The sequence below is a fragment of the Halarcobacter sp. genome (assembly GCF_963676935.1).
Taxonomy (GTDB): Bacteria; Campylobacterota; Campylobacteria; order Campylobacterales; family Arcobacteraceae; genus Halarcobacter.
Map to the genome: position 1 here is coordinate 2,174,232 of NZ_OY781470.1, position 25,716 is coordinate 2,199,947.

Sequence of the window (25,716 nt, forward strand, 5' to 3'; positions counted from 1 at the left end):
TAATGAATAGCTTTGGAGAAAAATTTAGATTTACTACCTTTGGGGAAAGCCATGGAAAAGCATTAGGTTGTATTGTTGATGGCGTACCAGCAGGAATAAAAATAGATGAATCATTTATCCAAGAAGAGATGGACAGAAGAAAGCCAGGGAAAAATGCTTATGCCACAGCTAGAAGTGAAGGCGATAGAGTTGAAATCTTAAGTGGTATTTTTGAAGGACAAACAACAGGAACACCTATATCTATGGTTATATTTAATGAAAATCAAAAAAGTAAAGATTATACAAATGTAAAAGACTTATTTAGACCAGGTCATGCTGACTTTACATATTTTCATAAATATGGAATTAGAGACTATAGAGGTGGAGGAAGAAGTAGTGCTAGAGAAACAGCAGCAAGAGTTGCAGCTGGAGCTATTGCCAAACTTTTATTAAAAGAATTAGATATCAAAGTTCAAAGTGGTATTTGTGAAGTTGATGGAATAAAGGCAAGTAAAACAGATTTTGATTTTGCAAAAAACTCTGAAATTTTTTCTCTAGATAAAGATAAAGAGGATTTCCAAAAAGAGGCTATTTTAAATGCAAAAAAAGAACACAACTCTGTAGGTGGTGTTGCACTAGTAAATGTACAAAACTGTCCTGTTGGGCTTGGAGAACCACTTTATTTTAAACTTGATTCTCAAATTGCAAATGCAATGATGGGTATTAATGCTGTAAAAGGTGTAGAGATTGGTGATGGTTTTGAAAGCTCAAATAAAAAAGGTCTTGAAAATAATGACGAAATAAGAGCTAATGGATTTAAAACAAACCATAGTGGTGGAATACTTGGTGGTATTAGTAATGGAGAAGATATTAATGTAAAAATCTATTTTAAACCAACACCATCAATATTTTTAAAACAAGAAACAATTGATATAAACAATAATGAAGTTGATTGTGAACTAAAAGGTAGACACGACCCTTGTGTTGCAATTAGAGGAAGTGTAGTTGCTGAATCTATGATGGCACTAGTACTTGCAGATATGTTACTTCTTAATATGAGTAGCAAAGTTGAAAATATAAAAAAAGTTTACAACTAAAATAATATTTTACTCAGATTAAAGAGTTTTTTTGTAATAATCAACTTTCCTTTACTTTGGTCAAGTTGAAAGGGAACAAGCGAGGCTTTTGCTTCGCTTTTTTTATTTCTACCATAAAATTAATAAGGTAAATATATTGTATTTAGATTTGTTAATCTTTTTTCTAGCTTCTATTTTCGAAATAATAGGATGTTTTAGCTTTTGGGCTATTTTTAAACTTCAAAAATCTTTATATTTTTTACTTCCTGGATTCATCTCACTATTTTTATTTGCATATTTATTAACGAAAGTTAATTTAGAATTTGCAGGAAGAGCATATGCTATATATGGTGGAGTTTATATAATATCTTCTTTACTTTGGTTGTATTTTATTGAAAAACAAAGTTTTAATAAATGGGATATTTTAGGTTCATTAATAATCTTTCTTGGCATTTCTATTATCTTATTGGGAAATCAAAAAACTTAAAATCTTATTTATTTTATTTTTATTCAATTTTATATACTATATAGGGGTATACTATAAAGGAATAAAAATGGCATATTGTTGTGATGTAGAACGAAAAAAACTTCAAAATAGGATTAACCGAATATCGGGTCAAGTAAATTCTTTAAAGAATAAATTTAATGATGAATCCTTTCATTTAGATAGTGACCCTTATGAGACAATTAGGCAACTTACTGCCATAAAAGGTGCTGTTAATGGAATGATTACTTCATATATTGAACACTATGCAAAAGGTCATATGATTAACAAAGTTAGAAATGGAAGTGATATTGAAGCAGAAGCTCAAATAGATAATCTATTAGAGATAATAAAAGTATATGGAAAATAATATGGAAACTTGCAAATTTGGATTAAATGAACATAAACCTTATCTAGGTGATACTCATCATCACGATCACGATGAACATCATCATGACAATGGGCATTCCCATGACCATAGAAAAGCTGATAAAAAAGTTTTGAAATGGGCGTTATCAATAACATTAATTACTATGTTTACTGAATTTTTTTATGGTTTTTTATCAAATTCTTTAGCTTTGATTTCCGATGCAATTCATATGTTTACCCATTCTTTTGCTTTAATTATCTCTTTAGTAGCTATTATAATTGCAAATAAAAAAGCACCTATTGAAAAAACATTTGGATACTATAGAATTGAAGTTTTAGCTGCATTTATAAATGGAATTACAATTATATTATCAATATTTTGGATTTTATATGAAGCTGTTGAAAGATTTTTTAATCCACAAACAATAGATATAAAAATGGCAATGATAGTTGCAACTATAGGATTAATTGTTAATATTATCACTGGTGTAATTTTAATGCAAGGGGATAAAGAAAATATAAATCTAAAATCAGCATTTGTACATATGCTTAGTGATGCTTTATCATCTGTTGCAATTATTATTGGATATATTGTGATACATTTTACTTCATGGTATTTTATAGATGTTATTTTAGCAATTTTAGTTGCGCTAGTAATTGGTAAATGGGCAAAAGATATTTTAAAAAATTCTATTAATACTTTAATGGAAGGTTCACCTGTTGATTTAAAGGAAATAAAAAGTTTTATTGAAAAACATGAAGAGGTTATAGAATTACATGATATACATATTTGGGAAATAACGCAAGATATGTATAATATGACTGCTCACGTAAAAATTGATAAAAACTCTTTTGATAAATATGAAAAGATATTACATGAAATAAACCATGATTTAAAAGAAAAATTTAAAATAGTACATACAACTTTTCAATTTGAATGGTAAATATATAAAGAGAGAAGTTCTCTCTTTATAAAGAAAACTAATATTTATTATGCTACTTTTACTAATTTATCTTGTATAAAATCACTAAAAACACTTAATATTATCTCATCTTTTTTTACATTATAAACAGATACACCACATTTTGATAACTCTTCGAGTGGCAATCTTTTTTCATCATGAGATACTAATACATCAAAATGTTTTGTTTTACAATATTTGCAAAAACCTTCTAAATTATCATAAAATGGATTTTTAATAATATCTATACCATCGATATTCTGACCTTTACAGTGTAATACTGTAAGATAATTAGCATGATAAAAACTATTTTCAACTTTTGAAATATAGCTTAATTTTTCTTGTGTAGGAAATACAACTTTAGTCATATTCTCTCCTTGTAGGAATTAAAAAAAGGAGTTTAAAACATCAAGTTTTTATCAGGATGAGTGAAAAAAAGTAATGACTAGGGAAAAGACAATTATGTGTTATCCTAACAAAACTGATGTTTAAAAATATATTCCATTAAAGCTTATATTTATATACTATTTGTACAATAACGGAAACCAAAAAGGTTACCATGAGAGAAGATCACAAATTTTATATTGTACTAAATATATTAAGTCAAACTAAATACTGCTTAGTGAACATATGACAGAATTGTATCACTTTTTTGAACATATGTCAAGTATTATTCAATTAATCTATGGTAAAATTGAAATTATTAAATAAGGTATTTATATGGCAAGAGAAAAACTACAAAGAAAGTTAGAATTAAAGCCTGTATCAAAATATTTTGGCCCTAAAGATATAAAGGCAAAACAAGATGTAATACTGTTACATGAAGAGTTAGAAGCAATACATTTAATGGATTCTTTTTGTATGTATCAAGAAGATGCTGCAAAAAAAATGAATGTTTCTAGAGCTACATTTGCAAGAATTATAAAAAGTGCTAGAAAAAAAATATCTCTAGCTCTAATTACAGGAAGTAACATTAAAGTTCATGAGATTAAAAATGAATTTCATGTTGCGGTATGTTCAAATAGTAATACTGAACTTGAATATGCTGGTCCAGAAGCAAAATATGTTTGGATATTTTTTATTAAAGATTATAAGCTAAAGTCTGCAAATTGTATAGCAAACCCTGCATACAACAATGAAGATGATGCTCCATGTAATGTCTTACCTGACATTTTATATGATTTTACAGTAAATTATTTTTTAATAGAAGATATCGATTACGATTTAAAAATCTCTTTAATTGCAAAAGGTATTTATCCTATCTTACAAGAAGAAGTTACACAAGATGGCCTTGTAGGGATTTTTCAATAGAAGCTATAAAAGCTTCTATTTTATAAATCGTATTTTAATTCTTCTAATCTAGCTATTCTATCCTCAGTTGAAGGATGAGTTCTAAATAATGAACCAAAACTATCTTTCATACCAGAAAAAGGATTGATTATAAACATATGTGCTGTTTGTTCTGTAGCATTATGTATTGGGTGCCCTCCTCTTGCATAATTATCAAGTTTTGCTAAAGCACTTTGTAAACCTTCTACATTTCCTGTCATTCTAGCGGCACCTTCATCTGCCATAAATTCACGACTTCTACTAACTGTCATTTGAATAATTGATGCTGCTAAAGGTAATAATATAGCCATAAGAATCATAATAATAGGATTTCCACCTTGTCTATTATTACTTCCTCCAAACATTGCTGAAAATTGCATCATATTAGCAATCATAGCAATGGCACCTGCAAATACTGCTGCAATAGTTCCTATTAGCATATCATAATGTTTTATATGAGATAACTCATGGGCAATAACACCTTCTAGCTCTTTTTCATTTAGCATCTCATATAATCCCATAGTAACTGCAACTGCTGCATTTTCATAATTTCTTCCTGTTGCAAAGGCATTTGGTGTATGATCAGGGATTAAATACACTTTAGGCATAGGTAAATTAGCTTTTTGAACTAATTTTTGTGTAATTCTATAAACAGGATGATGTACATCCTCAATAGGTGTAGCATTATAATGTTTTAGAACTTGTTTATCAGAATAATAATATGCATAAAAGTTCATTCCTCCTGCTAATAAGAACGCTATTAGCATACCATTTGTACCTCCAAAATAAAACCCTATAGATACAAATAGCACAGTCAAAAGAGTTAATAAAAATATTGTTTTAACTTGTTCCATAAATCTCCTTTATTGACAATTTTCAGTATTTTATCATCTTTGGATTAATAAAAATTTAATAAAATAAATTATTGATTTATTGTATAAATATGTAAATTTTTTTTTACTTAAATCCTTAAGTTAAATAAAAATTGCTATAATAATCAAACTTGAAAAAATGAGGCAATATGAAAAAACTCTTTTTAATAAGACATGGGAAATCTGATTGGTCAAATGAAAATCTAGAAGATTTTGATAGACCTTTAAATGCAAGAGGAAAAAAAAATGCTCCATTTATGGGGGAGATTTTATATAAAAAAAATATCTATCCTGATGTAATAATCTCTTCACCTGCATATAGGGCAAGAGATACAGCAAAAAAAATAGCAAAAAAAGTTGGTTATCATGAAGATATTATCTATAATGAGTATCTTTATGGAGCATCACTAAAAACTATTTTAGATGTTGTAACTTTTATTGAAGATGAATATGATGATGTATTTTTAGTTGGACATAATCCTTCTCTTAATCTTCTGGCTTTTTATCTTATTGACTTTAATGATAACCTTCCAACTTGTGGTATTTTAGAAATAACATTTGATTGTGATTCATGGAGAGAGATTACAAAAAAGAATGCACAACTTGTATCTTATGAATACCCAAAAAAAATTTATTAAAAAAAATCATCAAAATTTTCAGTTTTTCAATCTTTCTTTAACTTAAATGTTTTAGAATTTAATATAAGTTTATTTTATAATGAGTAAAAAAGATGAAAGAATTATATATTGTAAGACATGCCCAAAAAGAATCAATGACTAATTTTAGTTATGATTATGATGTTACATTAACTAAAAAAGGTAAAGAGGATGCAAAAAATCTTGGTATTAAATTAAAAAAGAAAAATGTTATGCCAGATTTAATAGTCTCAAGCCCAGCTATCAGAGCACGAGATACAGCAGACATAATAGCCAAAGAGATTGGTTTTGATAAAAGTATAATGTTCAATGAAGTTATCTATGAAGCATTTTTAAATGAATTAATTGAATCTATTACATATACTTTTGATACTGTAAATACTTTAATGATAATAGGACATAACCCAGCACTAACTGCATTAGCTATAACATTTGGAGAATTTAAAGAGGAACTTCAAATGGGACATGCAATAAAGATTGAATTTAATTGTGACTCTTGGATATCAATAGATAAATCAAATGCAAATTTTATTGAACTAATAAAATTTTAACTATAATAATTTACCAGCTAAATTCCCACTTGCGAAGGACCATTGAAGGTTATAACCTCCACATGGTCCATCTAAATCCATAACTTCACCGCAAAAATATAATCCATCAATTATTTTACTTTGCATTGTTTTAGGATTTATCTCTTTTAAACTTACTCCACCTCTTGTTATCATTGCTTTTTCAAAACCCACATGGTCTATAACTGTTAAAGGTGTATTTACTAATATCTTTACAAGTTTTTCTCTTACTTGTCCATCCAAATCTTTAAACTTCTTTGTGTTGTTTGCTTGGGCTATTAAACATAACTCTTTTACAACTGAATTAGGCAATAAAAAATTTAAAGTCTCTTCAACAGTTTTTTCTGGATATGATTTTATATGTTTAAATACATCTTCCTCATTCATCCCTTTTATCATATTGATTAATAATGGAACTTCACCATATTTTTCTAAAAAAGGGGTAATCTCTCTAGAAAAATCTAATATAACTGGACCCCTAACACCTTTTGGTGTAAAAATTAAATCTCCAACTGCTTTTAGATTTTTTGCCTTTTTTAAATCAATTTTTACAATAGCTTTTGCTATTGTATCTGCTTTACAATTTGCTACCCATTTTTCTTTTGTAATAAGTGGTAGCATTGCAGGATAAAGTTCTGTAATTTTATGTCCCAATGATTTTGCAAAATCAAAACCATCACCATTTGCACCTAGCATAGAAAAACCTAAACCACCAGTTGCAACTATCACCTTTGGTGCATAAATATTATTAGTAGAAGTTTTTACACCTTTAATTGTTTCCTTTTCACAAATTAAATCTTCTACTTTTGTATTATTTTTTACTTCAACATTTACATTGTAAAGTTCTTCTTCTAAAGCTTTAATAATAGTTCCTGAATTATGACTTATCGGGAAAACTCTAAAACCATCAGGTATATGTGTTTCTACACCAATATCTTTTAAAAAAGAGATTAAATCTTGGTAATCAAACTCATTTAATGCATCTTGCATAAATCTTCCATTTTTGCCAAATCTATTCATAAAATCTTCATTTGAGAGAGTGTTTGTAAGATTACATTTACCACCACCAGTGGCTTTTAATTTTGGTCCCAATTTTGCTTGTTGTTCACACAGTAATACTTTTTTACCATTTCGTGCAGCTACTATTGCTGCAATCATCCCTGCTGCACCAGAACCAACAACTATTAAATCATATTCATTTTTTTCCATGTGGTATATTATCTAAATATCTTTAACATGTAGTTTTATTACTTAAAAAATATTTTATCTTATTTATTATACAATTCTTAAATATAGTTTAAAGGACACATCATGTTAATTAACTCTTACAATGTAGAGATGGAATCAGCAAGTAGTTTTGTTCAACAACATGAATCTTCAATCAATAGTACACTAATAACACAAAAACTCGAGGGTTCAGCTAATGGTGATAATATTAGATTATCAAATAATTCTGTTAATAATACAAAATCAATAGTATTTAATTCAGAAGAAAACATGTCCATTGAAGATAAAATTAAAAAACTTTTAATTGAGTTATTATTAGGTAAATTAGATGGAAAACATAAAAAATTTGATATTTATCCTTTTAATAATGAAGAAAAAAACAAAAATTATGAATTTAATCCCCATTTCAATAATCAAAACATAAATATAAATGCTTTTGCAGCTAGTTATGAGAGTGTAGAAACTTATTACCAAAAAAGTTCAGTACATTTTTCAAGTAATGCACAAATTAATACAAGTTCTGGCTCTTTTAATATAGATTTAAATCTGTCATTTACTCAAGAGTTTTATGAACAACATAAAACAAAAATTGAGGTAGCAGGAATTACATTTGAAGATCCATTAATTATAAATTTCAAAGAGGAATCTGGCAACTCATTTGATAATATCAGTAAAGAGATTAGTTTAGAATTCGATTTAGATAATGATGGAACAAAAGAGAATATCCCTTTATTAAAAGATGGAAGCGGTTTTCTGGCATTAGACAAAAACAATAATGGAACAATTGATAATGGAAGTGAACTTTTTGGACCAAAAACTGGTGATGGATTTGAAGAACTAGCAAAATATGATAAAGATGGAAATAATTGGATAGATGAAGCTGATTCAATTTTCAATAATCTAAAAATATGGGAAATAAATGAAGAGGGAGAAAACAATTTAATAACTCTTTCACAAGCAGGAATTGGGGCTATTTATTTATCAAGTATTGGAAGTGGATTTAATTATTCAAAAGCTTATGGAGAACAAACAGCAAATTTAAAAGAATCAAGTATATTTTTAAAAGAAAATGGGGAAGCTGGTCTTATAACAAGTGTAGATTTAGTAGTGTGAAATAGTTTATAAAAAACTATTTCCCTAAACAAAATGCTCCAAACATAACATCTAACATCTCATCATTTTCATATGGCCTTGTGATATTAGAGATATGCTCTAAAGCCTCTTTTATATGATATGCAAAAAACTCTAATTCACCAGTTTCTAAAGGCATGCTTGAGCTTTTTATATGTTCTAAAGTATTTTCAACAGAATCAACTTGCCTTTTTGAGATTAAAGTCATATCATCACTATGTGTATTTGAATCTAAAATAGACTCAAGTTTATATATTAAGGGATTAATTGTTTCTTTTGTACTTAATTCAATATAATCCTCAAGTTTTGTTTTATCAAAGCTATTTTCTAAATCTGATTTATTTAAAACTTTTATAATCTCTTTATTTGAATATTCATTGATTAAAGATAATATTTTTTCATCCTCTTTATCACAAACTTTACTATTATCAAATAAAGAGATAACAATATCCGCTTCTTCTACAGCTTTAATTGATTTTTCTATTCCTATTTGCTCAATTACATCGTCAGCTTCTCTAATTCCTGCTGTATCAACTATTTTGATTATATGTGTTCCAATTTTTACTGATTCTTCAATAGTATCTCTAGTAGTCCCTGCTATATCTGAGATGATAGCTCTGTCAAAATTTAAAAGTTTATTTAAAAGTGAAGATTTTCCAACATTAGGTTTTCCTATAATTGCTACTTTGAAACCTTCTATAAGACCTTCTCTTCTTTTACTAGCTTCTAAAGTATTTTCAAGTTTTATTTCAATTTTATCTAACTTATTTTTGATTTGTTCAAAGATATCAGCAGGTAAATCCTCTTCCGCATAATCTATATTTACCTCTGTGTAAGCTAACATGAAAAGTAAATCTTCTCTAATATCATTTACAAAAGTAGTTAATTCACCTTTTAATTGTTTAGCTAAAAGTTTAACAGCATCTTCACTTCTTGCTTCAATTATTTTTGCTATTGCTTCTGCTTTTGTAAGGTCAATTTTACCATTTATAAAGGCTCTTTTAGAAAACTCACCAGGTTGAGCTAATCTTGCACCACATTTTATAGCTTCGCTCATAATAATATTTGAGATTGCAATTCCACCATGACATTGAAACTCAACAACATCTTCACCTGTAAAAGAGAATGGATTTTTAAAATAAAGAATTAAAGCTTCATCTATAATCTCATCATTTGAATTATAAATTGAACTAAGTGTTGCAAGTCTTGGCTTTAATTCTTGTTTTTTTGAAAGTATTTTTGCAATTTCAAGAGCTTTATCTCCACTGATTCTAACAATAGAGATAGACCCTACTCCGTTTGCTGTAGCAATGGCTACAATAGTATCATCTAAAATCAATTTTTATTGCTCTTTACTTCTGTACTCATTTACAAGTACATATTTGTCTCCCCTAACATTTGTTTTAACAGCAACATATTTTTCAGGGAATTCTTCTCTTAATTTTTTAAGTGCAATATGTACTAAAATTCCATCTAAAGGTTTTGTTTTAAATGAACCTTTTTCTTTAATAATTTCAATTACAGGCTCTAAATATGTATGGATTGAAGCTTCTTGATTTTTTAAGAATTCTGCAACTTCAAGTCTTAGCATAAGACCATATTTTTCATTTATCCAGTTAAAAAGAATATAAGAAAGTGCTTTATACCTGTAACCCTCTTTACCTATTAATAAAGCTGAATCTTCACCTGTAAATTCAATATATAAAGTATCTTCATCATAAAATTCAACTTTAATATTATCAATACCATAACAGGTATCTTTAAACAAAGATATAAGCCCAGCATTTACTTCTTCTAAAACATCTTGTTTATCTTTTTTTACAATAATTTTTGCAACTTCATTTTTACTATCAGATTCATTGTAAAAATTATCAAAAATTCTTTCTTTACCTTCAACCTTTGGTACTTTATTTAATTTAGGTTCTCTTCTTTTTTCTTCTTTTCTTCTTTTTTGCTCTGCTCTCTCATCTCTTTTATGAGAATCTTCCATTCTTTTTGAGAACTCTTCAATTTTTATATCTTTTTTCTTAAATCTATGCTCTTTAGCTCTTCTGTTATCTCTTCTTCTTTTTTTAGGAATAGCTGTAATAATCGCATTTTTTTTACCTATTCCTAAAAAACCTTTTGAAGCTTGTTGAACAATCTCAATATCTAATTCTGTGATTGAACAACAAAACTCGTTTGACGCTAACTCATAAACCTCTTCTAAATTTTTTCCCTCAAATTGTTTCATAATAGTCTCCTACTACTTTTTAGCAGCTCTTTGTCTTTCAAATATTTTATTAATACTATATTGTTGTGCAATTGTAAATAGGTTATTTGTAAACCAGTAAAGAGTTAACCCTGCAGGGAACCATAAGAAGAAGAATGTAAATATAATTGGTAACATTTGGAATATCTTCTTTTGAGTCTCATCTTGCATTGTATTTGGCGTAATTTTTTGTTGTACAAACATTGATACACCCATTAAAATTGGTAATACATAATATGGGTCCATTTCAGCTAAGTCGTGAATCCATAAAATCCATTCTGCACCTTTTAACTCAATTGAATTTAATAAAACTCTATAGATAGCAAAGAATACTGGAATTTGTAAAATCAATGGTAAACATCCACCCATTGGATTTGCACCATGTTTCTTATATAACTCCATCATATGCATAGATTGTTTTTGTTTATCATCTTTATATTTTGTTTGAATCTCTTTCATTTTTGGTGCAAGGTCTTTAAGCTTTTGCATAGAAACCATACCTTTATATGATAAAGGATATAAAACAAGTTTAATAATAATAGTTAAAAATACAATTGTCCAACCCCAGTTTCCAATGTAACTGTGAAGGAATTGTAAGAATGTAAACATAGGCTTAGCAATAAATGTAAACCAACCATATTCAATAACATCTGTTAATTCTGGATTTAATGCTTTTAAATCATTAAAGTTTTTTGGTCCCATATATCCTGAAAAACTAATCTCTCCTAATGCATGAGCAAAAGCTTGTGGATTTTTTGAATTATCAGGCATTAATGAAATTTGAAGTGATTTTTCAAAGTTATAAATAACTGTTGCATAATATCTATCAAAGTTTGAAACAAATTTAATACCAGTATATGATTTTACTTTATCTAAATCTTCATCTGAAGTTAATTCCATTGTTCCATCATTAAGTTTTACATATACACCATGATCAGCATACATATCAGCTAATACATTTGGTCTAAAACCATTAGTGATAAAAAACTGCTCTTTTTTAGATGATTTTACATCTAAATCATAATGTCCATCAGGATAAACTGTAAACTCTTTTGTTAATACTAAGTCATCAATATTTTGTGTTAAAACAAATTTTTGTGCACTTTTACTTGCATCTACAGTTGAAACAGTTGATGTATAGTTTGCTTGGAAGGCTTTGTTGTTAATATCTGCATTAGCAAATCTAACCTCTAATGGTCTTAATTGATCAACATCAAAAAGCTTAATTTCATGACCTTCACCATCTTTATAAATACGATCAGTTAAAGTTACTTGTGCAACTCTTCCTAGTTTATCAATCTCTATAATACTTTTTGCTGTTTTAATTGTTGTGATAATATCAGCTTTACCTACTGCTTTACTTGATAAAGCATTGATTGATTTATCCATATTTGCTTCGTTTGGTGCACTTTGTACCATTGCATCTGTTGTTGAAGCCACATCAGGAGCAGCATTTTGATTTTGCTGTTTTGCTATTTCTTGTTGTTTTAATTTTTCCTCTTGTTGAGGCTTTAATACCAAAAATTCATAAGCAATAAAAAACACAAACACGACTAAAGTCATAATTAACATTCTTTTTTGCATACCATTATCTTGATTCATATTATTCATTACTACTCTTCCACTCCCGATTTTTTACTATGAGGTATCTATTGTTATCTACTGGTACTAGCCAGTATTTAACTTTTATTTTTTTAAAATTTATATTATTATGCTTTACAACTTTTACTATTGGATAATCAAATCCACCCTCAAAAAGTTGATTGCATTTTAATACGCGTGCTATTGTAAAATAAATTGCCTTAAAGAAAGTATTGTTCTCCAATTGCCAAATGGCATAATTTGAACATGAAGGATAATACCTGCAACTTCCAAATGATATTACAGACAAATATTTCTGATAAAATTTAATTAAATATTTAAATAGAGTTTTCATTTTTAAGTAATTGTAACTTTTTCATTGCATAGATAAAGTCTCTTTCTAACTCTTTGTGTGATTTATTAAAAAGGGCTTGTTTTGCAACAAAAATGTATTTACCTTTTTTTATTCTATTTTGATTAGATAGGCACAAAGCTCTTAGAATTCTCTTTGCTTTTGCCCTTTTTACTGCATTTCCTACTTTTTTAGAAGCAACAAATGCTATATTAAGATTTTCGTTAGACGAAAAAAAAGCGACAAATGAGTGGGTATGCCACTTTTTGCCGCTTTTATAAAGTTGATTGAAATCTTTAGAATTGTTTAGACGGTGAGTCTTGCTTAAACAGCTAATCTTTTTCTACCTTTAGCTCTTCTAGCTTTGATAACTTTTCTACCGTTCTTAGTTTTCATTCTAATTCTAAACCCATGTGTTCTTTTTCTTGGCGTGTTATGTGGTTGATATGTTCTTTTCATAATCTTCGTTCCTCTATTCACAAATTAAGTCGCGTATTATATTTAAACCATCCTTAAACTTTCTTTAGTTTAAGGATTTTATAATGATTAACTTATATTTGTTATAACCTCATCATCTTGAATATCAAATTCAACACTTGAACCTTCAGCAATTTTATCCTCTAAAATCAAATCTGCTAATTTATCTTCAACTACTTCATAAATTGCTCTTTTAAGAGGTCTTGCACCATATACTGGATCAAATCCAACTTTTGCAATATACTCTTTTGCTTTTTGAGTCAATGAAATATTTATATCTTTTTGATCAACTCTTTTTTTAATATTCGCAAATAAAATATCTACAATATTTGTAATAGCATCCAATCCTAATTGTTCAAATATAACAATATCATCAAGTCTATTTAAAAATTCTGGTCTAAAATGTGCTTTTAAATCATTTAAAACCTCTTTTCTTCTTTCCTCTTTATCTGATATTTCTATAATTTTTGCACTTCCTATATTTGAAGTTAAGATAATAATAGTATTTTTAAAATCAATTGTTACACCTTTATTATCTGTTAATCTTCCATCATCTAATACTTGTAGTAAGATATTAAATACATCTGGATGTGCTTTTTCTATCTCATCAAATAGTATTACACTATATGGTTTTCTTCTTACAGCTTCAGTTAATTGACCACCCTCTTCATATCCAACATATCCTGGAGCAGCACCTACAAGCCTACTTACTGCATGTTTTTCCATATATTCACTCATATCAAATCTAATAAGAGCTTTTTCATCATCAAACAAAAATCTAGCTAAAGTTTTAGCACTCTCAGTTTTACCAACCCCTGTTGGTCCTAAAAACATAAATGAACCAATAGGACGACTCTCGTCAGAAAGCCCTGCTTTATTTCTTTTAATAGCTCTACTAATAGCTTTTAAAGCTTCATCTTGCCCTACAACATCTTTTTTTAGTTCATCTTCAACTTTTAAAACTCTTTGTTTTTCTGAATCCATCATTTTATTTACCGGAATTCCTGTCCAACGACTTACTATACTGGCAATCGCTTCTTCATCAACAGAGTTTCTAAGTAAAGTTCCCTCTTTTTGCATTCTGTCCCATTTTTCTTGATTCTCTTTAATTTTTGCTTCAAGTGCTGGTATTTCACCATATTCAATTGATGCTGCTTCTTCAAAATTTGATTCCCTTTTTGCTCTTTGCGCTTTTGTTCTAAGCTCATCAATTTTTGCTTTTAGAGAACTCTCTGCATTAAATGTTTCTTTTTCTGTCTGGAATCTAACTTCAAGATTTTGTTTTTCTTCATTTAGATTTGCAAGTTCTTTTTCAATCTCTTTTAATCTATCCTCATTCTTTTTAGATTTTTCCATTTTTAGAGCTTCTTTTTCTACATTAATAGTTTGAATCTCTCTTTTAATATTTGATAAAGCAGTTGGTTCTGATTCTATTTGCATTTTAAGTTCTGCTGATGCTTCATCTATAAGGTCAATTGCTTTATCTGGTAAAAATCTATCACTTATATATCTATCACTTAATTTCGCTGCAGCAACTAATGCTGAATCATTAATAGTTACATTATGGTGTGTTTCTAATCTCTCTTTAATACCTCTTAATATTTGTAAAGCTTCATTTACACTTGGTTCATCAACATTAACTGGTTGAAATCTTCTTTGCATAGCAGCATCTTTTTCAAAATACTTTCTATACTCTTTTAATGTTGTTGCTCCTATAGTATGAAGTTCACCTCTAGCAAGACTTGGTTTAAGAATATTTGCTGCATCCATAGAACCTTCACTAGCTCCTGCTCCAATTATTGTATGAATCTCATCAATAAATAAAATAATATTCCCTGCTTTTTTTACTTCATCAATAACCGATTTTAATCTATCTTCAAATTCACCTCTATATTTTGCACCTGCAATCATAGAACTCATATCTAGAGTTACAACTTTTTTATTTAAAAGAGAAGTTGGAACATCTTTGTTTACAATTCTTTGAGCAAGTCCTTCTGCTATTGCAGTTTTACCCGTACCAGGTTCCCCAAGTAAGATTGGATTATTTTTTGTTTTCCTAATAAGAATTTGCATCATTCTATTGATTTGTTCATCTCTACCTATAACTGGGTCAAGCTCTCCATCAATAGCTTTTTTATTTAAATCAATTCCATATTTACTTAAAGCTTCAAGATTTTCATCTGCGCTAGCACTATCAACAGTTGCACCAGCTCTCATAGCTTCAAGCTCTTTTTTTGCATCATGAAGATTTATATATTTTCCTAATACATCTTTTATTACATTAGAATCAAAATTTGAAATAAGCCAAGTGTCTACTGCTATAAACTTATCTCCGTTTTTAGCCATAAGACCTTCTGCTTTTTGCAAACTATCAACAAAGTTTCTTGATAATTTAATATTTTCTTTTGTAAGATTAGATACTGCTGGAAGTTTGCTTGCGTACGATTTTGCTTCCAATTCAATTGCAGCCTTATCAATATTCATTTTATTTAATAGTTGATTTAATACTGAATTTGTGTTTGTTAATAATGCCCATAATAAGTGAATTATTTCAACTTCTTGGTTTTTATTATGTAATGCCAAAGCTACTGATGAATCAATAGTTTCATGCATTTGATTTGTTAATTTTTCGAATAATTTGTTCATAATTTAGCACTCCTATACTTTAATTGCTAATAGCATTATAGCAACTTGAGTTCTATTTTGTCAAGTCATATTTCATATATGTAGTTATGAGCACTTTCTCTTGGTAGTTTTATTGTAAAAGAACACCCTCTGTAGTTTGTATTTTCATATTTATAATTAATATTTTTTACATATAAATTACCTTTCATATGATCTGTAATAATTTGATGTGACATATATAATCCAATCCCAGTACCTTGAGACTTATGTTTTGTAGTAAAATAAGGATCAAATATTTTGTATAAAATATTGTCAGGAATACCTCCTGCATTATCAACTATTCTTAGTTTATAACAATCATCATAAAGCTCTTCTTTTATTTCAATAACTCTATGCTGTATTTGATTTGAGATAAAAGCATCCTTTGAATTATTAAACATATTAATAAGAACTTGTATAAACTCATTTGGATAGCCTTCAACACTAAACATTTCATCTAAAAAACTCTTTTTTATTATTATATTGTGATTTTTTATACTTGATTGAATAAGTTTTAAAGCCTTTTCAACTACAGTTCTTACTTCAAAAATTTCTAAACTTTTATCTGTTTGAAAAAAGTTTCTAAAATCATCTATAGTTTTTGAAAGATATAAAGCATTTTGTACAATCATATCCATTGATTCACCTAATTGCTTATCATCTAAAATTCCAAACTCTTTTTCAAGCTTTACACTACTTGCACTTGTACTAATCACATTTAAAGGTTGTCTCCATTGATGAGCAATATTTCCAATCATCTCTCCCATAGATGCCATTTTTGTTTGTTGATAAAGTAGTCTATCTTTGTTTTTTAATTCTGTAATATCAATTAAAGCAGAAACTCTTATTTTTTCATTATCAAGTTCTAAAAATTTACCTTGTACCAAAGCATGGAATATCTCTCCCTCTTCTTTGATAAATTCTACTTCATATGGAACATTAACATTTTTTTTAAAATTCTCTGATACTAATTCTTTATAATCATCAACTATGTAATCTAAAACATTTTTTCCAATTGCATCATTTTTTGATTTAAATCCAAAAAGTTTTACTGTCACATCATTTACATCAACTATTTCATGTCCTTTAGATAAAACTACACACTCCATAGTTGAATTAAAAAGTGATTTAAAGCTGTTTAATGATTTTTCTAAACTTTCTTCTCTTTTATCAATTTCAATTTGCATTTTATAAAAACTATCCAATAGTTTATTAAATTCTTGAAAATCACTACCTTCAATTTTTGTTTCATAATCACCATAAGCAATTTTAGATGTTACAGCATGAATTTTATCAAAAGAACTAAATATATTTTTAGAAATTTTAAAAGCAAGATAGATTCCTAAAATCATAAATAAAAACATTGAACCCATATATAAAAATATAATATTATTTAATGATTTTAAAATATTATTGTAATTTTCTCTTACAACAATATTCCAATTTGTTTTTTCATTTTTCAAATAAGCCCCATACTGTTCTTCATTATCAAGTATTGAATAATAAATTGCCTCTTCATTTACTTCTTTTATATCTATCAGTTTTGTAAATATTTCTGAGGAACTAGCATTAAAGCGTTGTAGAACAAGCTGAATATTAGTTGGATCCATAATTAAGACCCCATTTCTATCAAATATTCTAACCATGTAGCTATCATCTTGATTTTTAAATTTTAAGATAAAATTTGAGATTTCAGTAAGGTCTATAAGAATTACACCTATTTTATTTTTGATCTTAAAACTGTATGAGATAGTTGGTGTTTCATCTAAAGATGATAAAAATACATTAGACCAATAATTTTTTTTATCTTTTAATTTTTTATAATACTCTTTATTTGAGTAATCAAAACCTTTATATATATTTTGTTTTTCTTTGTTCTTTACATATATTTCTTCTAAAATCCCATTATTATTAAGTATCAAGATTGAAGAGATATCTTTGTTTGTTTCTAAAATATTATTAAAAGCAATATTCCTATTTTTTAATTCAATTTTATTTTCAATATAAGTTGATAAATACTCTATATTATTTATTAAAGAATCAACTCTATCATTTACTTGTTTTAAAACAAGATTTTGATTAAATTTAATTGAATCAATTTTTGCATTGTAGATGTTTGAAATAGACAAAACACCAATAACTACAATAACTGAAATAAGAAATAGTGTTAAACTACGTATAATTTGTTTTTTTAAACTAGTATTTTTTATTTTTCTCATATTATTTTATTTTTACAAACCTATTGTCTTTTACTATTGTTAGATTTTGTTCGCGATGAATATCCCCAAATTGATCAAAAGTAATAAACCCTTGTAAACTTTTAAATTTTTTTATCTCTAACAAAGTCTTTTTAAAATTTTCCAAATTGTCATCTTTTTTTAATATTTCAATAATGATTTTTCCAGTCTCATAACCTTGTGCTGAGAATATTGTTGGTTCAATTTTAAATTTTTGCTTATAATCATTTACAAACTTTAAATATCTTGGATTTTTTGAGTTTTCATCAAAAGAATCTAAAAAAATTGTATTATTAACAGCTTTTCCTCCATCTTCTAAAAACTCTGCCCCTTTAGCCCAAGCAGAGACAAAAATAGTTTTTTCAATATCTTTTATTTTTAAATATTGTATCAACCTAGATGAATCTAAAGAGTTTGCAACTATAAATAAACCATCAATTGAATCATCTGATTTAATCTCATCTGCTATCAATCTAAAATCTTTTTTTATTTTTATTCTTTTTACAAAAGTTTTACCACCTTTTGATAAAAATGATTTTTCAAAATCATTCATATAGTTATTTGCATAATTACTATTTTTTTCATCATAAATGGCATATAAATTTAAAATTTTGTTTTTCAAAAAATAATTTGATAATTTATCAAAATTTTCCTTTGATAAAGCAACTTGTGTTCTAAAAAAGTTATCATCTTTTTTTGAAAACTCTCCACTACTTGCAGTAGGTGAGAATAAAAATATATTACTATTTTTTGGTATTTCCAATAATGAGATTTTTGTCATTGTACTTGTTGTATTACCAACAATAAGATTAAGTTTTTTTTCTATAAAAGAATTGATTATATTTTTTGCAAGCTTTTTGTTTTGCATATCATCTTTTATATCTATTCTAATTTTTTTACCATTAATTGTATAATCGATATCTTCAAATGCTAAAATAAGTCCATTTAAAGTTGTATGTCCTAAATTTGAATATTTTCCACTTAAGCCACCTACAAAACCTATCTCAATGGTTTTATCTTTTTTTATAAAATATATTAATGCAAAAATTAATGTGATAATAATCACAATAATAAAAAAAAATCTTTTTATCATCTCTTCTCCAGATTAAAACACTATTATACAATTAATAAGCTATAATTTTACTACAATAATTAATAGGAATAAATATGTTATGTGGTATTGATGAAGCAGGACGGGGACCCTTGGCTGGTCCTTTAGTTGTTGCAGGTGTAGTAATCTTAAATAAAATTGATGAATTAGATGATTCTAAAAAGCTTAGTGAAAAAAAAAGAGAAGAGTTATATCCCAAAATAATTAAAAATACAAAATACCATATCGTATTTAAAAGTGCAAAAGAGATTGATGAAAAAGGTATTAGTAGTTGTTTAAAAAGTTCCATTCAAGAGATTATGGAAAATCTTAAAGCAACACAATATCTAATGGATGGGAACACCTCTTTTGGGATTGCTAATTTAGAACATAAAATAAAAGCCGATGCCACAATAAAAGAAGTTAGTGCTGCTTCAATTTTAGCAAAAGTTAGTAGAGATAGATATATGTATGAAATAGCAGATAATTTTAAAGAATATAACTTTGATAAACATAAAGGTTATGGTACTAAAGCCCATGTAGAAAAAATAAAACTACATGGACGTTCTATTGAGCACCGAAAATCTTTTAAACTAAAAGCTTTAGGGGAAGAAAATATGGGAGTACAAAAAAGTTTATTTTAACTATTTAGATACTTTTCCTATCTTATTTTCTATAGATTTAACTTTCCCTTTTAATCTATTTTTATGCCCCTTTCTAATATCAAAAGTAATTGGGGCATATACTCTATTACAATCCAATCTATCTAAAGTATCATAACACTTTTGGATTATATTTAAGGCATCTGATAATTTTTCTGTTTCTATAATAGTAGCCATGGGTGTTAGTTGATAAGGAAACCCAGATTCTCTAATAACTTTTATAACCTCAGCAACATATTCACTTTTACTTTCACCATGATCTGTAGGGAACATTGCCATCTGTAATAATACACTCATTTTGTAACCTTTAAATTTTTAAAAATACTACTAAATTTATGATTACAATTTATTAAAATTTTTAAATTTAATTTTTTATCAAAATTTTAGTCTATAAAAAATATACTTTGTTTATATTTCAAGTCATATTCATAGAATTTACGTTAATATTTAAAACTATAAATAAAAAAAGGAGCAGTATGCATTTAGAAGTTTCACCTGAAGTTTTACTTTCACAATTAGGCTATACAAAAAGTGAATCATCTTTAAAACAAGCGGAAACAATGATTAAACAAACTAAGGATTTTGAAAAATTTTCAAAACATGTAATTAGTTTAAATGACAATTTAAAAAAGATGAACGCATATGTTGGATTATCTAATTCATCTGAATATTTAAAAATCAAATGTGATGAAAATGATGCAGATGAGATTTTAGAAGAATTTCACAATGAAGTAAATCATTGGGCAGAAAAATATAATGTAAACTTACAAAAACTTGACAAAAAAGAAGTTTATTATATCTTAGGAACAAAAGAATAAGTTACTTTTTAAGTAACTTATTCAAACAACTCTCTCTTAAAAAATCTTTCTATAAGTATGACAATATGGTACTTTTCCAGTTTTTTTATAATAATCTTGGTGATACTCTTCAGCTTCATAAAATTTAACAACTTCATATAAAGAAGTCGCAACTTTATACCCTTTGTCTTCCAATTGATCAACTAACTCTAAAGCAGCTTGTTTTTGTTTTTCATCTAAATAAAATATTGCAGATAAATATTGATTTCCTATATCTGGACCTTGTCCATTTGTTTGTGTAAAATCATGTATTTCAAAAAAATGTTGTGCCAATTCTTTGAAAGAAACTACACATTCATCAAATTCAATTCTTACTGCTTCTAAGTGACCTGTCATACCTGTACAAACTGCCTGATAAGTTGGGTTTTCAAAATGTCCACCCATATATCCAGAAACAGCAGAATGTACTCCTCTAAAATTCTCGAAATGATGTTCTACACCCCAAAAACAACCTGCTGCAAAATAAGCAAAAGCGTGTTCTTCACAACATTTTTCTTTATCTTCAAACTTTAAAGAGATAGAGTTTACGCAATGTCTCGTATTTTTAGGAGTAAAGCCTTCACCTTCAAAAACATGACCTAGATGCGCTCCACAATTTGCACATACTATCTCAACTCTTCTTCCATCTTTATCTGGAATTCTTTTTACTGCACCTTTTATTTCATCATCAAAACTAGGCCAACCACATCCTGAGCTAAACTTATCTTCTGATTCATATAACGCTGAGTTACATTTCTTACAAAGATAAGTTCCCTCTTCATAAAAATCATTATATTTTCCAGAAAAAGGTCTTTCAGTACCTTTATTATCTATTACGTAAGATTCTTCAGGAGATAATTCATTATATTTCATATTTTCCTCAAAATTGTTTATTTTTGCAAATTCTATCAAAACAAAACAATTTAAGAATTAATTTAATATATAATTTTTTGTTTTAATTATTTTTAAAACTTTCTATACAACTTTAAAGGTTTGCTCAACAATTACTTCATCTGCATAAAGAATTTTTCCTGTAAAAACATCCCCAATTTTAAACGCTCCTACACCACTTGGAGTACCACTCATCAAAATATCACCATCTTCAAAAGATAAGAAACTATTAGCTTCTTTAATAATATCTTCTGGTTTATTTATCATTAAAGAGTAATCACCTTTTTGTCTTAATTGGGAATTTATATATAATTCAATAGATAGTTTTGTAATATCTTTATTAAAAGGGACAAATTTTGAAAAAACTGCTGAGTTGTTAAAGGCTTTTGCTCTTTCCCAAGGTAAGCCTTTCTTTTTAAGTTTTGATTGAATCTCTCTTAAAGTTAAATCTAAACCAAATCCAACAGCGCTTATTTTATTTTCTTCAATCAAAAAAGAGATCTCTGCTTCATAATGACAACTATTATGCCCTTTTGGGAATATGAGTTTATCTGAAATAGAAGAGTTTGGTTTTATAAAAAAAACCATTTCATCAGGAGTTTCATTATTTAATTCTTTTATATGTTCAGTATAATTTCTTCCTATGCAGACTACTTTTGAAGGGTATATAAGTTTATTATCTATAGTTATGTGTTGCATCTAAAACCTTTATTATAAAATTTACCAATTATTATAACTAAAGGATTTTAAATTGTAATATAGTTAAAATTTTTTCAATAAGTCATTAATTATTACTGCTGTTAAACCCCAAATTATATCGCCATTATAATCATATACCCATACTTTGTGTTTTCTATGTCCCCACGGTTTATGATAGGTCTTAGGAAGTCCTAACTCTTCAACAGGGAAATGGATAACTTTATCTCCATTTTCATCAAAAGTATATGGATGAACCTCATATTTTAAAGTGTATTCAACAGCTGGATTTTTTCTAAAGAATTTAATTGGAATTAAAAGTGTTTTTTCAACTTCATTTTTATCAATTGTCATTTTCTTTAAAGCTTTTTTCTTAACTCTTGCTACAAAAGGCTCAACTACAGCACCAATTGGTGCAACATATGTATCAAGTTGACCAAAGATTTTTATATCTTTTTTATCAATACCCAATTCCTCTTTTATCTCTCTAAGTGCTGTATGTTTAAAAGATTTATCAATCTCCTCATAACCACCTCCAGGGAAACAAATATCTCCACCTTGTCTAATATGTTTAGCTCTTTTTTGAAATAAAATATAATACTCTTTGTCTATTTTAATTATAGGAATAATTACAGCAGAATTAAAATATTTATCTCGTGCCATAACACTAGGATTTTTAGGCAAATTGTTTATTAATTTTTTAAACTCTTTTTTTTTCATTTTAACTCTATTTTCTTAGCTTTATTAAAAAAGATGCACCTTTATAGGATTTATTTTTGTATATATATTCTTTGTTTTTAACTTCTATTGAACCATGCATATGTTTATCAATAATTTGTTTACACATATATAATCCTATACCTGTACCTTGATATTGATGTTTTGTAGTAAAGTATGGCTCAAAAATCTTATCAATAATCTCTTCATCTATACCACCAGCACTATCTTTTATCTCAATTATTATCTCATTTTTTTTATTTTTAACATCTATAAAAATGTACATATCAGAAGTATTATCTTCTTTAAATGCATCTTTTGAATTATTTACTATATTGATTATAATTTGAATAAACTCTCCTTGGAAACTATCCAAACTAACATCTTCAATATTTTTAATAACCTCAATTTTTTTATTGTTTATATTGTAATTAAATATATTAAGTGTTTTATCAATTGCATCCTTTATTTTAAACACTTGTTTTTTCTTATTTGGTTTGAAAAAATGCATAAAATCATCTATTGTTGTAGATAAATGGTTTGTAGTATCAATGATTTTTTCTAAGGTTTCATCTAAAAGTTTTTCATCAATTTTTCCATCAATCTCTTTTTTTACTTTTAATCCACTAGCTCCTGTAGAGATTACTGATAAAGGTTGTCTCCACTGATGTGCAATATTTTGTATCATCTCACCCATAGCTGCAAATTTTGATTGTTTTGTTAAAAGAGTATCTTTTTTTAGATTTTCATTTACCTCTTTTTTTACTCTTTCTTCTAATTCAAGATTTATTTTTTGTAACTCTTTTGTTTTTTCATCTACTTTTTCTTTTAATGTATTATTCATTTTTCGTAAAAGTATCTGTTTATAAAGGAAAAAAGCCAAAATAAAGATGAACCCTATTAATACTTTCCAAAGTAAATCATAATCAAACTCTTTTTTATATTCAATAGTTAACCACTTTTGAAGTATTTTATCTTTTTCCTCTTCAGATATAGACTCAACTGCTTTATTTAAAATCTTGTACATTAATAAATCGTTTTTTCTAACAGCAATTGATAAAGGTACAGATAGATTTAACTTAGCAGATATTTTTAACTTGTTAAACTCATTTTCTTGAATCTTATCCCATGAAGTTAAAATCAAATCTATATGACCATAAAGTTCATCACTCTCAATCTTTTTTATACTTTCATCTATATTATTAACATCAACAAAATTATTATCAGGATATTTTTGTTTTAATGTTTTATTAAAAGAGTAATATTTATGAATTCCAATTTTTTTATCTTTTAAAACAGAGATATCATCAATAAAATTTCTATTATCTTTAGTAACTAAAACTAAAGATATATCAATGATAGGTTTAGTAAAATTTGCAAAACTTCTTCTTTGAGATATATTTTGGGCAGAAGCTAAGATATTACATCTTCCACTTTTAAAATAATCCAAAGATTGTTTAAAATTCTTTGTTTCAACTAAATTAAAATTTAATGTGGTTTTTTCTTCAATTATTTTCATATAATCTGCAAAAAAACCTGAAAATTCATTGTTTTGTAAAAAACTATAAGGCTTGATATTAGGTACAATACACATATCTATTGATTTATTTTTATCAATATATTTATTTTCTTCTTTACTTAAAAAGATTTCAGAACCAGGTTTTAAAACTAATTTTTTAATATCTATTTGATTATCAATTAGCCCCATTACATTGTAAAGATCATATATTCTTTGAATTTTTTCTAATCTTATTTCACCCAATTTATTTACATTTGAAAACGCCATTGATTTTAGAACATCACCTTCATATTCTAAAGCTTTGATTGATAACTTTTGTTCATTATATTTATTATAAATTAATTGAGAGGCTTCTTTTATATTTGAAAATGCATAATTCCAGCCTTTTAAAGCTGCTTCTTTAAAAGCCATTGCTGTTTTTAAATCATTATTTATTAAATCTTCACTTGTAATTAAAAAATCACTATACATATTAAAACCATAATCACTTGGTGCAAAAACATTGTAAGCTATATTCATATTGTTTAAATCAAATGGAGTTTTTGATAAATATGCTGAGATTACATCTGTATTTCCATTGACTAAATCCATAATATCATGGCTATGCTCTAAAAAGTTCAATTTTTTAAAATCTAAATTTTTAGATAGAAGCATTGCTTTAATCGATACTTCACTTGCATCATCTATTGTAGTCATAATTCTTTTATTTGCAAAATCTTCTATATGATTAATAGCAGAATTTTTTAAAGATAATAAAACCAAAGGTGATTCTTGAAATAGTGCATATAATGCTACAATTTTTTTACCTGCAACTCTATCTAATATCAAAGTCTCTCTTGCAACTGCAAAATCAGCTTTTTTTGAGTCTACTTCATCTACTGCGTTTATTCCAAAATTAAAGGGTTTAATTGTTACATCTAGTCCATAATCTTCAAAAAAACCTTTTTCTTTTGCTATATAATAACCTGCAAATTGAAATTGATTAAACCATGAAAGTTGTAGTGTAACTTTTTTTAACTGGTTTGCATTTAAACTAGTTATTAACAATAAAATAAAAACTATACTATATTTAATTTTATGCATATTTAT

General features: G+C 27.0%; 27 protein-coding genes. 10 read left to right on the forward strand and 17 right to left on the reverse strand.

Annotated features, from left to right (window positions below; all coding sequences use genetic code 11):
- Positions 1-2 precede the first annotated feature (2 nt).
- The 4 genes from aroC to ACKU4C_RS10670 all read left to right on the forward strand — a co-directional run bounded on the left by aroC (position 3) and on the right by ACKU4C_RS10670 (position 2,852).
- Positions 3-1,076, forward strand: a complete 1,074-nt coding sequence (aroC, locus tag ACKU4C_RS10655; protein WP_321311833.1) for a chorismate synthase — start codon at positions 3-5, stop codon at positions 1,074-1,076.
- Positions 1,077-1,212: 136 nt separating this feature from the next.
- Entirely contained in the window at positions 1,213-1,542 is a 330-nt protein-coding gene (locus ACKU4C_RS10660) for a YnfA family protein (RefSeq protein WP_321311834.1), read from the forward strand.
- Between the two features lie 67 nt (positions 1,543-1,609).
- Positions 1,610-1,909, forward strand: a complete 300-nt coding sequence (locus ACKU4C_RS10665) for a metal/formaldehyde-sensitive transcriptional repressor (RefSeq protein WP_321311835.1) — start codon at positions 1,610-1,612, stop codon at positions 1,907-1,909.
- A gap of 1 nt (position 1,910) precedes the next feature.
- Positions 1,911-2,852: a cation diffusion facilitator family transporter gene (locus ACKU4C_RS10670; RefSeq protein WP_321311836.1), complete on the forward strand. Its 942-nt coding sequence runs from the start codon at positions 1,911-1,913 to the stop codon at positions 2,850-2,852.
- Between the two features lie 47 nt (positions 2,853-2,899).
- Here the strand turns inward: ACKU4C_RS10670 and ACKU4C_RS10675 are convergent, their stop codons facing one another.
- On the reverse strand, positions 2,900-3,238 hold the full coding sequence (locus ACKU4C_RS10675; RefSeq protein ID WP_321311837.1) for a hypothetical protein: 339 nt from the start codon (positions 3,236-3,238) through the stop codon (positions 2,900-2,902).
- Positions 3,239-3,590: 352 nt separating this feature from the next.
- On the opposite strand from ACKU4C_RS10675, the gene ACKU4C_RS10680 reads away from it, so the two are divergent.
- Positions 3,591-4,181: a DUF134 domain-containing protein gene (locus tag ACKU4C_RS10680; RefSeq protein ID WP_321311838.1), complete on the forward strand. Its 591-nt coding sequence runs from the start codon at positions 3,591-3,593 to the stop codon at positions 4,179-4,181.
- A 20-nt stretch (positions 4,182-4,201) separates the two neighbouring features.
- On the opposite strand, the gene htpX is transcribed toward ACKU4C_RS10680, so the two are convergent.
- On the reverse strand, positions 4,202-5,053 hold the full coding sequence (gene htpX, locus ACKU4C_RS10685; protein WP_321311839.1) for a zinc metalloprotease HtpX: 852 nt from the start codon (positions 5,051-5,053) through the stop codon (positions 4,202-4,204).
- A 167-nt stretch (positions 5,054-5,220) separates the two neighbouring features.
- Between htpX and ACKU4C_RS10690 the strand changes: the two genes are divergently transcribed.
- Both ACKU4C_RS10690 and ACKU4C_RS10695 read left to right on the forward strand, forming a co-directional pair.
- On the forward strand, positions 5,221-5,709 hold the full coding sequence (locus ACKU4C_RS10690) for a histidine phosphatase family protein (RefSeq protein WP_321311840.1): 489 nt from the start codon (positions 5,221-5,223) through the stop codon (positions 5,707-5,709).
- A gap of 92 nt (positions 5,710-5,801) precedes the next feature.
- Entirely contained in the window at positions 5,802-6,278 is a 477-nt protein-coding gene (locus ACKU4C_RS10695) for a histidine phosphatase family protein (protein ID WP_321311841.1), read from the forward strand.
- Here ACKU4C_RS10695 and ACKU4C_RS10700 read toward each other — a convergent pair whose 3' ends face one another.
- The gene (locus ACKU4C_RS10700; RefSeq protein ID WP_321311842.1) at positions 6,279-7,505 is read right to left on the reverse strand and encodes an NAD(P)/FAD-dependent oxidoreductase; all 1,227 of its coding nucleotides are present in this window, start codon (positions 7,503-7,505) and stop codon (positions 6,279-6,281) included. It lies immediately after the preceding gene.
- Between the two features lie 102 nt (positions 7,506-7,607).
- Between ACKU4C_RS10700 and ACKU4C_RS10705 the strand changes: the two genes are divergently transcribed.
- Entirely contained in the window at positions 7,608-8,636 is a 1,029-nt protein-coding gene (locus ACKU4C_RS10705; RefSeq protein ID WP_321311843.1) for a hypothetical protein, read from the forward strand.
- Positions 8,637-8,652: 16 nt separating this feature from the next.
- Here ACKU4C_RS10705 and mnmE read toward each other — a convergent pair whose 3' ends face one another.
- The 9 genes from mnmE to ACKU4C_RS10750 all read right to left on the reverse strand — a co-directional run bounded on the left by mnmE (position 8,653) and on the right by ACKU4C_RS10750 (position 19,309).
- Positions 8,653-9,993 (reverse strand): tRNA uridine-5-carboxymethylaminomethyl(34) synthesis GTPase MnmE, encoded by a 1,341-nt coding sequence (mnmE, locus tag ACKU4C_RS10710; protein WP_321311844.1) that lies wholly within the window; start codon positions 9,991-9,993, stop codon positions 8,653-8,655.
- 3 nt (positions 9,994-9,996) lie between these two features.
- Positions 9,997-10,887 carry a Jag N-terminal domain-containing protein gene (locus ACKU4C_RS10715; protein ID WP_321311845.1) on the reverse strand — a complete coding sequence of 297 codons (891 nt, stop codon included), beginning with the start codon at positions 10,885-10,887 and terminating at the stop codon, positions 9,997-9,999.
- A 12-nt stretch (positions 10,888-10,899) separates the two neighbouring features.
- Positions 10,900-12,516, reverse strand: coding sequence for a membrane protein insertase YidC (gene yidC / locus ACKU4C_RS10720; RefSeq protein ID WP_321311846.1), 1,617 nt, complete (start codon positions 12,514-12,516; stop codon positions 10,900-10,902).
- Positions 12,509-12,841: a membrane protein insertion efficiency factor YidD gene (yidD, locus tag ACKU4C_RS10725; RefSeq protein WP_321311847.1), complete on the reverse strand. Its 333-nt coding sequence runs from the start codon at positions 12,839-12,841 to the stop codon at positions 12,509-12,511. The genes yidC and yidD overlap by 8 nt, the downstream gene beginning before the upstream one ends.
- The gene (rnpA, locus tag ACKU4C_RS10730; RefSeq protein WP_321315872.1) at positions 12,825-13,175 is read right to left on the reverse strand and encodes a ribonuclease P protein component; all 351 of its coding nucleotides are present in this window, start codon (positions 13,173-13,175) and stop codon (positions 12,825-12,827) included. The genes yidD and rnpA overlap by 17 nt, the downstream gene beginning before the upstream one ends.
- Positions 13,163-13,297 (reverse strand): 50S ribosomal protein L34, encoded by a 135-nt coding sequence (gene rpmH / locus ACKU4C_RS10735; protein WP_044417745.1) that lies wholly within the window; start codon positions 13,295-13,297, stop codon positions 13,163-13,165. The genes rnpA and rpmH overlap by 13 nt, the downstream gene beginning before the upstream one ends.
- An 87-nt stretch (positions 13,298-13,384) precedes the next feature.
- The gene (locus ACKU4C_RS10740) at positions 13,385-15,961 is read right to left on the reverse strand and encodes an AAA family ATPase (RefSeq protein WP_321311848.1); all 2,577 of its coding nucleotides are present in this window, start codon (positions 15,959-15,961) and stop codon (positions 13,385-13,387) included.
- A gap of 65 nt (positions 15,962-16,026) precedes the next feature.
- Positions 16,027-18,198, reverse strand: coding sequence for an ATP-binding protein (locus ACKU4C_RS10745; protein ID WP_321311849.1), 2,172 nt, complete (start codon positions 18,196-18,198; stop codon positions 16,027-16,029).
- A 1-nt stretch (position 18,199) separates the two neighbouring features.
- The gene (locus tag ACKU4C_RS10750) at positions 18,200-19,309 is read right to left on the reverse strand and encodes an ABC transporter substrate-binding protein (RefSeq protein ID WP_321311850.1); all 1,110 of its coding nucleotides are present in this window, start codon (positions 19,307-19,309) and stop codon (positions 18,200-18,202) included.
- A gap of 68 nt (positions 19,310-19,377) precedes the next feature.
- On the opposite strand from ACKU4C_RS10750, the gene ACKU4C_RS10755 reads away from it, so the two are divergent.
- Positions 19,378-19,950: a ribonuclease HII gene (locus tag ACKU4C_RS10755; RefSeq protein WP_321315873.1), complete on the forward strand. Its 573-nt coding sequence runs from the start codon at positions 19,378-19,380 to the stop codon at positions 19,948-19,950.
- On the opposite strand, the gene ACKU4C_RS10760 is transcribed toward ACKU4C_RS10755, so the two are convergent.
- Positions 19,951-20,265 carry an MTH1187 family thiamine-binding protein gene (locus ACKU4C_RS10760; RefSeq protein WP_321311851.1) on the reverse strand — a complete coding sequence of 105 codons (315 nt, stop codon included), beginning with the start codon at positions 20,263-20,265 and terminating at the stop codon, positions 19,951-19,953.
- 179 nt (positions 20,266-20,444) lie between these two features.
- Here ACKU4C_RS10760 and ACKU4C_RS10765 point away from each other — a divergent pair, with 179 nt between their 5' ends.
- On the forward strand, positions 20,445-20,786 hold the full coding sequence (locus tag ACKU4C_RS10765; protein ID WP_321311852.1) for a hypothetical protein: 342 nt from the start codon (positions 20,445-20,447) through the stop codon (positions 20,784-20,786).
- 36 nt (positions 20,787-20,822) lie between these two features.
- On the opposite strand, the gene ACKU4C_RS10770 is transcribed toward ACKU4C_RS10765, so the two are convergent.
- The 4 genes from ACKU4C_RS10770 to ACKU4C_RS10785 form a co-directional block, all read right to left on the reverse strand.
- Complete coding sequence (locus ACKU4C_RS10770) at positions 20,823-21,677, reverse strand: bifunctional methionine sulfoxide reductase B/A protein (RefSeq protein WP_321311853.1); 855 nt, start codon at positions 21,675-21,677, stop codon at positions 20,823-20,825.
- Positions 21,678-21,779: 102 nt separating this feature from the next.
- Positions 21,780-22,394 carry a fumarylacetoacetate hydrolase family protein gene (locus ACKU4C_RS10775; RefSeq protein ID WP_321311854.1) on the reverse strand — a complete coding sequence of 205 codons (615 nt, stop codon included), beginning with the start codon at positions 22,392-22,394 and terminating at the stop codon, positions 21,780-21,782.
- Between the two features lie 63 nt (positions 22,395-22,457).
- Positions 22,458-23,111 (reverse strand): CoA pyrophosphatase, encoded by a 654-nt coding sequence (locus ACKU4C_RS10780; protein WP_321311856.1) that lies wholly within the window; start codon positions 23,109-23,111, stop codon positions 22,458-22,460.
- Positions 23,112-23,118: 7 nt separating this feature from the next.
- Entirely contained in the window at positions 23,119-25,710 is a 2,592-nt protein-coding gene (locus ACKU4C_RS10785; RefSeq protein WP_321311858.1) for an ABC transporter substrate-binding protein, read from the reverse strand.
- Positions 25,711-25,716: the final 6 nt, after the last annotated feature.